At 66.7% G+C, this 9,969-nt stretch carries 6 protein-coding genes; 4 read left to right on the top strand and 2 right to left on the bottom strand.

Annotated features, from left to right (window positions below; translation table 11 throughout):
• The 4 genes from H926_RS0123645 to alaS all read left to right on the top strand — a co-directional run.
• Window positions 1–2,337, top strand: a 2,337-nt coding sequence (locus H926_RS0123645; RefSeq protein WP_028658430.1) for an ATP-binding protein, incomplete at its 5' end; no start/stop codon positions are given.
• 378 nt (window positions 2,338–2,715) lie between these two features.
• The gene (gene recA, locus H926_RS0123640) at window positions 2,716–3,786 is read left to right on the top strand and encodes a recombinase RecA (protein ID WP_022678432.1); all 1,071 of its coding nucleotides are present in this window, start codon (window positions 2,716–2,718) and stop codon (window positions 3,784–3,786) included.
• A 212-nt stretch (window positions 3,787–3,998) separates the two neighbouring features.
• The gene (locus tag H926_RS0123635; protein WP_022678431.1) at window positions 3,999–4,829 is read left to right on the top strand and encodes a class I SAM-dependent methyltransferase; all 831 of its coding nucleotides are present in this window, start codon (window positions 3,999–4,001) and stop codon (window positions 4,827–4,829) included.
• Window positions 4,830–4,893: 64 nt separating this feature from the next.
• Entirely contained in the window at window positions 4,894–7,539 is a 2,646-nt protein-coding gene (gene alaS / locus H926_RS0123630; RefSeq protein ID WP_022678430.1) for an alanine--tRNA ligase, read from the top strand.
• A gap of 126 nt (window positions 7,540–7,665) precedes the next feature.
• Here alaS and H926_RS0123625 read toward each other — a convergent pair whose 3' ends face one another.
• Window positions 7,666–9,435 carry a cation:proton antiporter gene (locus H926_RS0123625; protein ID WP_022678429.1) on the bottom strand — a complete coding sequence of 590 codons (1,770 nt, stop codon included), beginning with the start codon at window positions 9,433–9,435 and terminating at the stop codon, window positions 7,666–7,668.
• A gap of 102 nt (window positions 9,436–9,537) precedes the next feature.
• Window positions 9,538–9,969: DUF1963 domain-containing protein (locus H926_RS30345; protein ID WP_043611269.1), on the bottom strand; the 432-nt coding region annotated here is incomplete at its 5' end.

The raw sequence follows: 9,969 nt of genomic DNA, 5'->3' as shown, positions 1-9,969 counted from the left end.
CTGTGGCTGCTGGCGGGTGATGCTGTGCTGGCCGCAGCCTACCTGCTGGGCATTGCCACGCTGGCCCTGGTGGCGCGCCTGCTGCTGCGCTTCGTTCCCGCACGTGGAGAGACTGCACCGGCCGCGCCCGATTGGTCGGTGACCTTTGCCGCGATCGAGCGGCCCGATGAAGCGCTGGCGATCCTCGATCGTGCCGGCCGCCTGGCCTGCGCCAACAGCCGCTTTGCGGAGTGGTTTGGCCATGTCGCGCCGCCGCGCCTGCCACTTGATGCCCCTGCTGTCGAAGCGCTCGATGGCGCGGTGCGCGCCGCCTGGCGCGATGGCCGGGCTCAGATTGGCGAAGTCACCTCGCCCAAAGGGCGCTGGCGGGCAGAACTGTTGCGCGCCGGGCGTGGGCAGGATCACCTGGTGTGCCGGTTCATTCCCCTCGAACAGGCAGACCTGGTGGCTGACATGGCCGGGCACGTGGCCGGAAAGCTCGGCCGTGCCTTGGCCCGCGAAGGCATCCAGGCGGCCGTGGTCATGCCCGATGGCCTGGTGCGCGCCGCCAACCGCGCCTTTGCCACCCGCGCTGGCGGGGAGGGCGCGCAGGTGGGCGGCAGCGATTTTGTCTCGTGGTTCCGTGCCGATGATGCCGAACGCATTTTCTATGCCCGCGAAGGCGCGCGCGGCACGCCGGTGCGCTTTGTCCACGTACCGATCGCCGATCCCGATGGCGTGGCCAGCACCGATCCGGCGCGGGTGCCCTCGCTGTTCCTGATCATCGACAACGACGGCGCATTGGGTGACGCGCGCGCCGGGCTGCCGCAGATCGAGGCGCTGCTCTCGCGCCTGCCGCTGGGCCTGGCGATGACCGATCGCGATGGCCGCTTCCTCTTTGCCAATCGTGCGTTCCTGCGCGCGGCCGGCCATGACGATACCGTGCCGCCGCCCTATCCCTCCGACCTGGTGATCCGCGAAGACAAGGGCGCGCTGGCCGATGCCGTCCGCCGCTATACCCAGGGCGCGCCCACGGCGGGCGACGTGGCGGTGCGCCTGCGCGCCTCGCCCGAAGAGCCGGTTTCGCTCAGCCTCGCCGGCGTGCGCGGCATGGGCGAGGGGGCCGTGCTGCTCAGCCTCAAGGATTCGACCGAGGAAGCCCGCCTCAAGCGCGAGATTGCCCAGGCCACAAAGATGCAGGCGGTGGGCCAGCTCGCCGGCGGCGGGGCGCACGATTTCAACAATGTGCTTACCGCGATCATCGGCTATTGCGATCTGATCCTGATGCGCCACACGCCGGGCGACAGCGATTACGACGATATCCAGCAGATCAAGGCCAATTCCAACCGCGCGGCCTCGCTCACCCGGCAATTGCTGGCCTTTTCGCGCCAGCAGACGCTGCGCCCCGAAGTGCTGCAACTGCCCGATGTGGTGGCCGAGGTTTCCACCCTGCTCAAGCGCCTGTTGGGCGAGAAGATCCAGCTCGACGTGACCCACGATCGCGATCTGGGCCTGGTCCGCGCCGATCCGGTGCAGCTGGAGCAGGTGTTGCTCAACCTTGCCGTCAATGCCCGCGATGCGATGACCGCCAACGGCGCCGATACCAAGACCGGCGGCACGCTGCGCATCGCCACGCGGCGGGTGAGCGCCAATGACGTGCGGGCGATGAAAAGCGAAATCCTGCCCGTGGCAGACTATACCGCGCTGGTGGTGGAAGACACCGGGCACGGCATCAAGCCCTCGCAGATCGGCAAGATCTTCGAACCGTTCTTCACCACCAAGGAAAAGGGCAAGGGCACCGGCCTTGGCCTTTCCACTGTCTATGGCATCGTCAAGCAATCGGGGGGCTTCATCTTTGCCGATAGCGAGGTGGGCAAGGGCACGCGCTTTACCATCTACCTGCCGGTGCATGTGCCCGATCCGGCCGAGGCCGTGGAAGCGGCCAAGCCCAAGGGCGAGACGCGCCGCACGCAATGGACCGGTGGTGGGCGCGTGCTCTTGGTAGAGGACGAGGACACCGTGCGCGCCGTGGCCGAACGGGCGCTGGTCCGCCAGGGCTATGAGGTGACCACGGCGGCCGATGGCGAGGACGGCCTGGAGGCGCTGTCACGCATCATGGCGGTTGGCGGGGATATCGACCTGGTGGTGTCCGACGTGGTCATGCCTTCGATGGACGGGCCGGCCATGGCGCGCGAGATTCGCCGGGTGAAGCCCGATCTGCCGGTGCTGTTTATGTCAGGCTATGCCGAGGAACAGCTCCGCCGCGAGATCGACATCCCCAACATGCATTTCCTGGCCAAGCCGTTTTCGGTGGCGCAGATCGTGGCGGCGGTGGAACAGGTGCTGCGCGGGGAGTGATTGCCCCTCCACCACCCGCTGCGCGGGCGGTTCCCGTCCCCACGATGTGGGGAGGACCTTCAAAATCCTCCCCACAAGGTGGGGAGGTGGCAGGCCGCAGGCCTGACGGAGGGGCGGTCGATAGGCCAGCTGAGTCGCCAATTCCGCCACGATGGCAGCATTTTCCCACACCGAAGAAATGCCATGCCGAGCGTGGCTTGCGGTGCCGGAGAGCTTGAAAAAGTCCCTGAAATCCCCATGTTTCCAGTGCGCAGCGGGAATTGTCTCCGCTCTGGAGAGAATTTTTCGTTCCCCTCTTGTTCCATTGGAACAGAATAAGTACATTGTTCTGCGTGTTGACGGTTCGTGTCAGCCATCTCTAGGCAAGGGGAAGCAGCCATGGCGGCGCAGCTCAAGCTCATTCAGGAAGGCAAAGAAAAGGACATGGATCGTCAGAAGGCGCTAGACGCCGCACTGGCCCAGATCGACCGCGCATTCGGCAAGGGCTCGGTGATGAAGCTGGGCTCCAAGGAGACGATGCAGGTGGAAGCGATTTCCACCGGCTCGCTCGGGCTGGACATCGCGCTGGGCATCGGCGGCCTGCCACGCGGCCGCATCATCGAAATCTATGGCCCGGAAAGCTCGGGCAAGACCACCCTGGCGCTGCACGCCATTGCCGAGGCCCAGAAGACCGGCGGCACGGCGGCCTTCGTTGACGCCGAACACGCGCTCGATCCGGTCTATGCCAAGAAGCTGGGCGTCAACATCGATGAACTGATCGTCTCGCAGCCCGACACCGGCGAGCAGGCGCTGGAAATCGTCGATACGCTGGTCCGCTCCAACGCGATCGATATTCTCGTGGTCGACTCGGTCGCCGCGCTGGTGCCCCGTGCCGAAATCGAAGGCGAAATGGGCGACAGCCACGTCGGCCTGCAAGCCCGCCTGATGAGCCAGGCACTGCGCAAGCTGACCGGTTCGATCAGCCGTTCGCGCTGCATGGTGATCTTCATCAACCAGGTGCGCATGAAGATCGGTGTGATGTACGGCAACCCGGAAACCACCACCGGCGGCAACGCGCTCAAGTTCTATGCTTCGTGCCGTCTCGACATTCGCCGCACCGGCCAGATCAAGGATCGCGACGAAATCACCGGCAACACCACCCGGGTGAAGGTCGTCAAGAACAAGGTCGCCCCGCCGTTCAAGCAGGTGGAATTCGACATCATGTATGGCGAAGGCATCTCCAAGATCGGCGAAATCCTCGATCTGGGCGTCAAGGCCGGCCTGGTTGAAAAGTCGGGCGCATGGTTCAGCTATGACTCGGTGCGCATCGGCCAGGGCCGCGAAAACGCCAAGAACTTCCTGCGCGAAAACACCGAACTGCGCGATCGCCTGGAAGCGGCGATCCGTGGCCGGACCGAGCAGGTGGCCGAAGGCCTGATGGCCGGCCCTGACGCTGATGACGATATCTGATCAGGCGTTGATCTGATCCGCAGGGCGCGATGGCGGCAGGCTGCCGCGCCACGCCCTGCCGTTCCTTGCTCCCGGCGCGTCGTTCCTGGTGAACGGCGCGCCGCTGGCGTTTTGGCCAGGCAAAGTCTTTCATCCCGGCGACAACGCCAGGATCAGGGCGTGACGCAAGCGCCGCTGTCGCCAAGCTCGCGGCGATCGTTTATACCGGCAGCATGACACAGGCGATGGATTGGCAGGGCGGCGTCGGCCGCGCCTGGGCAGAAGAATGGCAGCGCACCGATCGCACCTTTGCGCAGCTGACCCCGGCCTTGCTGGCAACGATCGCTGCCATGCCCGGCCATCGGGTGCTCGACATCGGTTGCGGTGCGGGCGAACTGGCCTTGTCGCTGGCCGCTGCCAGACCCAAGGGCGCGGTATGCGGGATCGACCTGTCCGCTGATCTCATCGCTGCCGCGCAGCAGCGTGGGGCCGGCCGCGCCAATGTGCGCTTTGCCATCGCCGATGCCAGCCAATGGCAGGATCCTGCGTTCATGCCCGATCTGCTGGTATCGCGCCACGGGGTGATGTTCTTTGCCGATCCGCCCGCCGCCTTTGCCCATCTGGCCGCCGTGGCGGCGCCGGGGGCGCGGCTGGTGTTCTCGTGCTTTCGCACGCCGGCCGAAAACGCCTGGGCCAGCGCGATGGCCGGCTTGGTGCCACCGCCCGCGCAGCCTACTGATCCGCGTGCGCCCAACCCCTTTTCTCCAGGCCCGTTTGCCTTTGCCGATCCCGATCATGTGCGGGCCATGCTGGCGGGCTGGACAGACCTAGCCTTCACGCCCCACGATTTCGCCTATCTGGCAGGCGAGGGGCCCGATGCCGCCGAGCAGGCCCTGACCCTGTTCCGCCGCATCGGGCCGGCCGCCTCGGCCCTGCGCCAGGCAGCGGAGGCTGACCGCGCCGGGATCGAGCAGCGGCTGCGCGACGTGATCGCCGCGCACACCCGTGATGGCAAAGTCATGTTCTCCGCTGCCGCCTGGATCGTTACCGCCACGAAAGCGTAATGCGATCACGGTTAGCGATGAATCCCGCTTGTTCCCAAGCCACGCCTCGCCTAATCGGCGGGGCATGACTTCGACGAACGAAATCCGCCGGTCCTTCCTGGAATACTTCGGCTCGCAAGGCCACGAAGTGGTGCCATCCGCGCCGCTCGTTCCTTACAACGACCCGACGCTGATGTTCACCAATGCGGGCATGGTCCCGTTCAAGAACGTCTTCACGGGCCTGGAAACGCGCAGCATTCCGCGCGCCACGTCTTCGCAGAAGTGCGTGCGCGCCGGGGGCAAGCACAACGATCTGGATAACGTGGGCTATACCGCGCGGCACCACACGTTCTTCGAAATGCTGGGCAATTTCTCGTTCGGCGATTACTTCAAGGAACAGGCGATCACCAACGCCTGGACTCTGCTGACCAAGGTTTGGGGCATTCCTGCCGAAAAGCTGCTGGTCACCGTCTATCACACCGATGAAGACGCCGCCGCACTGTGGCGCAAGATTGCCGGACTGCCCGACGACAAGATCATCCGCATCGCCACCAAGGACAATTTCTGGGCGATGGGCGATGATGGCCCATGCGGCCCGTGCTCGGAAATCTTCTACGATCACGGCGCGCATATCGCTGGTGGCCCTCCGGGCAGCCCGGACGAGGATGGCGATCGTTTCATCGAAATCTGGAACCTCGTGTTCATGCAGTTCGAGCAGGCCGCCGGCGAGATCGTCGGTGAGCTGCCCAAGCCCTCGATCGATACCGGCATGGGGCTTGAACGCATTGCCGCCGTGCTCCAGGGTGAGCACGACAACTATGATACCGACACGTTCCGCGCGCTGATCGCCGCCTCGGAAAGCCTGACCGGCGTGAAGGCCACCGGCGAACACACCGCCAGCCACCGCGTGATCGCCGATCACCTGCGCTCGTCCAGCTTCCTGCTGGCCGATGGCGTGCTGCCGTCGAACGAAGGACGCGGCTATGTGCTGCGCCGGATCATGCGCCGCGCCATGCGCCACGCCCACCTGCTGGGCGCCAAAGACCCGCTGATGCACCGCCTGGTGGGTTCGCTGGTGACGGAAATGGGCCAGGCCTATCCCGAACTGGGCCGTGCCCAGCCCCTGATCGAGGAAGTGCTGCAGCGCGAGGAAACCCGTTTCCGCCAGACGCTGTCGAACGGCCTGCGCCTGCTCGACGAAGCCTCGGCTGGCCTGGGCGAAGGCGACAAGCTGCCTGGTGAAACCGCGTTCCGCCTCTATGACACGTTCGGCTTCCCCTATGACCTCACCGAAGACGCGCTGCGCGCCCGTGGCGTGAGCGTCGATCGCCAAGGCTTTGACGCGGCCATGGCCCAGCAGAAGGCCGCCGCGCGCGCTGCGTGGAAGGGTTCGGGCGAGGCGGCATCGAGCGAAGTGTGGTTCGACATCGCCGAGCGCGAAGGCGCGACCGAGTTCACCGGCTACACCGCCACGAGCGGTGAGGGCGTTGTCGTGGCCCTGGTCAAGGACGGCGTTGAAGTTACCGAAGCCCAGGCCGGCGACACGGTGACCGTGCTGACCAACCAGACGCCGTTCTATGGCGAAAGCGGCGGCCAGATGGGCGATGCCGGTACGATCGCCGGCGCCGATGGCCTCAAGCTGACGGTGACCGACACGGCCAAGCCGCTCGGCCGCCTGCACGCCCACCAGGCCGTGGTCGATGCCGGCACGATCCGCGTGGGCGATGCCGTGCAACTGGCGGTCGACGTGGTGCGCCGCGATGCCACGCGCGCCAACCATTCCGCCACGCACCTGCTGCATCAGGCACTGCGCAACCGTTTGGGCGCGCATGTCACGCAAAAGGGCTCGCTGGTTGCGCCCGATCGCCTGCGCTTCGACTTTTCGCATCCCACGGCGCTGAGCGCGGACGATATCGCCGCGATCGAAACCGAAGTGAACGCGGAAATCCGCGCCAACGAGGCAGTCAACACCCGCCTGATGACGCCCGATGACGCCATCGCTGCCGGTGCCATGGCGCTGTTCGGTGAAAAGTATGGCGATGAAGTGCGCGTGCTGTCGATGGGCCGCACCACGGACAAGGTCTATTCGGTGGAACTGTGCGGCGGCACCCACGTGCGCGCGCTCGGTGATATCGGCGTGTTCCGCATCGTGGGTGAGAGCGCGGTGTCTTCGGGTGTGCGCCGGATCGAGGCGCTGACCGGCGAAGGCGCGCGGCAGTGGCTGATTGGCCGCGAAGACGCGCTCAAGCACACTGCCAGCCTGCTGCGCACCACGCCTGATGACGTGGAAGCGCGCGTGGCCGCGCTGATCGAGGAACGGCGCAAGCTGGAGCGCGAACTGGCCGAAGCCAAGAAGGCGCTGGCCCTGGGTGGTGGCGGCGCCAAGGCCGAGGCAGCCGACGAAAGCGTGGGCGGCGTGACGTTCTCGGGCCAGGTGCTCGACGGGCTCGATCCCAAGGAGCTGCGCGGGTTGCTCGACCAGGCCAAGCAGCGCATCGGTTCGGGCGTGGCGGTGATCGTCGCGGTCAACGATGGCCGCGCCTCGATCGCAGCGGCGGTAACCGAGGATCTGGCTGGCAAGGTCAGCGCCGTCGATCTGGTCCGCGCCGGCGTGGAAGCGCTGGGCGGCAAGGGCGGCGGTGGCCGGCCGGACATGGCGCAGGGCGGAGGCCCCGATGGCAGCAAGGCGGCCGATGCGCTGGCTGCGGCCAAGGCCGTGCTCGCCGGGTAATTTTCTGGTGTTGGAGGGGTTGGTTGTTCACCAGCCCCTCTGTCAACCCTTCGGGCTGCCACCTCCCCACAGGGTGGGGAGGGGGACCAGCCGCAGGCTGGTGGAGGGGCCTTATCCTTCCTTCCGTTACCGCTCGCGCAAACGGCTCGCCTTGAGGCGCGGCGGCGCGGCGAGTTCGCCCTCGGCCATGATCTGCTGGCGAAACTGATCGCGCTTTTCGTGAATCGAGGCGATCACTGGGCCCATTGGCACACCCAGGTCGACCAGCACCGCTTCTGACAGTTGCAGTGAGCTTTCCAGCGTTTCGGGCACGGCGTGGCTGGCTCCGGCACGATAGAGCTGCGCCGCGTGGCCGGGATCGCGCGCGCGCACGATGATCGGCACATCTGGCGCCAGGGTGCGCAGCTTGCGCACGATGCGCAGCGCCAGCACCGGCTCGTCCATGGTCACGATCACCGCGCTGGCGTCAGCCAGATTGAGCCGGTCGATCACCGCAGCGCTGTCGATATTGCCGAACAGCACCGGCAGCCCGGCGGCGCGCGCGGCGCGGACCACGGCCGGTTCGGCATCGAGCGCGAGGTAGGGGCGGCCATGTTCGGCGAGCATCTCGCCGATCAGGCGGCCGACGCGGCCAAAGCCCAGGATCACGGTGCGGCGGCCTTCAGGTTCTTCCACAGCGACCTCGTCCGCCCGGGCGCGATTGCGCACGCGGCCCGCGCCCACCTGGCCCACTTTGGCCAGCAGCGGCGTGATGGTAAGGCCGATGGCGGTCACGATCTGCCAGAACTGCGCGGTGGCCGGCTGGATCAACTGGGCCTGCGCCGCCGTGCCCAAAACGATCAGCGTGGTTTCCGATGGGCTGGACATGAGAATGCCGGTCTCGATCGCAGTCGACCGTTCCTTGCCCCAGAACAGCAGCAGCAGACCGGTCACCACGGCCTTGGCCACGACCACGCCCAGCACGCCCAGCGCCAGCGGGCCGAAATTGGCCACCAGCACGCGCAGGTCGATCCCCATGCCCACGGTGATCAGGAACACGCCCAGCGCCAGGCCCTTGAACGGCTTGGTGATTGCCTCAACCTCGCCATGATACTCGGTTTCGGCGATCAGCAGGCCGGCGAGCAATGCGCCCATGATGGGCGACAGGCCGGCCGCGCCGGTGGCGAGAGCCGCCACGATCACCACCAGCAGGCTGGCGGCCAGGAACAGTTCGGGGCTCTTGGTCTTGGCGGCCTGGGCAAACAGCGGGGGCAGGCCGAACCGTCCGAACACCAGCAGCGCGACGATCACAGCGCCACCCTTCCACAAGGTTTCGACCAGGCTGGGCGCGTTGGCCGCTGCCACCGGGGCCATGGCGCCGAGCAGGAAGATGATCGGCACCAGCGCGATATCTTCGAACAGCAACATTGACAGCGCGGCGCGGCCAACCGGCCCCTGCGTGCCCGAGATCGGCAGTACCAGCGCGGTAGACGAGAGCGCCAGCGCCAGACCCAGGCCCAGCGCCCCGGCGACCGGCTGGCCCAGCAGCATAAGGCCCAGGCCCACGAGCAGCGCCGAGCCGATCAGTTCCATCGCGCCCAGCCCGAACACCAGCCGCCGCATCGACCACAGGCGATTGAACGACAGTTCCAGGCCAATCTCGAACAGCAGCAGGATGATGCCGAACTCGGCAAACGGCTCTATCGCGTGGGGATTGGATATCGTGATGTAGTGCAGCCAGGGCAGCTGCTGCGCCAGCGAGCCCAGGCCATAGGGGCCCACCAGCAGGCCAACCAGGATGAAGCCAATGATCGGCGTGATGCGAAAGCGCGCAAAGGCGGGAATGACGATACCCGCCGCCCCTAGGATCACCAGGGCATCGGAAAGTGCGGACGTGGGAAGAAGCTGGCCTGCCATGCCGCGCAGGCTAGGGGGTGGAGTCCGGCTTGGCCACCCCTGGCGACGGTAAGTTTGTGTGGCTGACCAGCAAAAGCGCCACCGTTCCGGGTGGGAATCGGCTCAGACGGCGGGCGCGGTCACCTCGACGGCGGCAAACTGTCGCGCGGCAAGGTCTTCGGGCGTGATCCAGAACTGCAGGACGTGGTCACCCAGGTGGTGGCCCAGTGCTTCGTCGGCCGAGAGTTCCAGCAGCAGCAATTGGCGGCGGATGCGGTCGGATTGATCGGCCTCGGTTTCGCACGGCGCGGCGAGCAGGCGATCGGGCACGCGGGCGTGCACGCGCGCAGCGGTGCGCACCGCCAGCGCGTGGCGATAGGCCAGCCGCGCCACGAGTTCATCGGGAAACGCCGCCGCGCTGCCGGGCAGGGCGTGCAGCGTGGTTTCCACCGCGGCCACGCAGCCACGCGGCGCCACCAGGCGGGCGAGGGGGGCATAGCTGGAAAACCATTGCCAGAACGCGTCGCGCACCGGCGCGGTGACGTCGGCAAAGGC

The organism is Novosphingobium sp. B-7, assembly GCF_000410615.1.
In the GTDB taxonomy this organism is placed as follows: domain Bacteria; phylum Pseudomonadota; class Alphaproteobacteria; order Sphingomonadales; family Sphingomonadaceae; genus Novosphingobium; species Novosphingobium capsulatum.
Note: the sequence above shows the minus strand (reverse complement) of the source record. Positions and strands in the feature narration are given on the sequence as shown.

What these genes read in the sequence shown, in the direction of transcription:
- recA (WP_022678432.1), top strand. Translation starts at nt 2,716, where the DNA reads ATGGCGGCGCAGCTCAAGCTCATTCAGGAAGGCAAAGAAAAGGACATG.
- H926_RS0123635 (WP_022678431.1), top strand. Translation starts at nt 3,999, where the DNA reads ATGACACAGGCGATGGATTGGCAGGGCGGCGTCGGCCGCGCCTGGGCA.
- alaS (WP_022678430.1), top strand. Translation starts at nt 4,894, where the DNA reads ATGACTTCGACGAACGAAATCCGCCGGTCCTTCCTGGAATACTTCGGC.
- H926_RS0123625 (WP_022678429.1), bottom strand. Translation starts at nt 9,435, where the DNA reads ATGGCAGGCCAGCTTCTTCCCACGTCCGCACTTTCCGATGCCCTGGTG.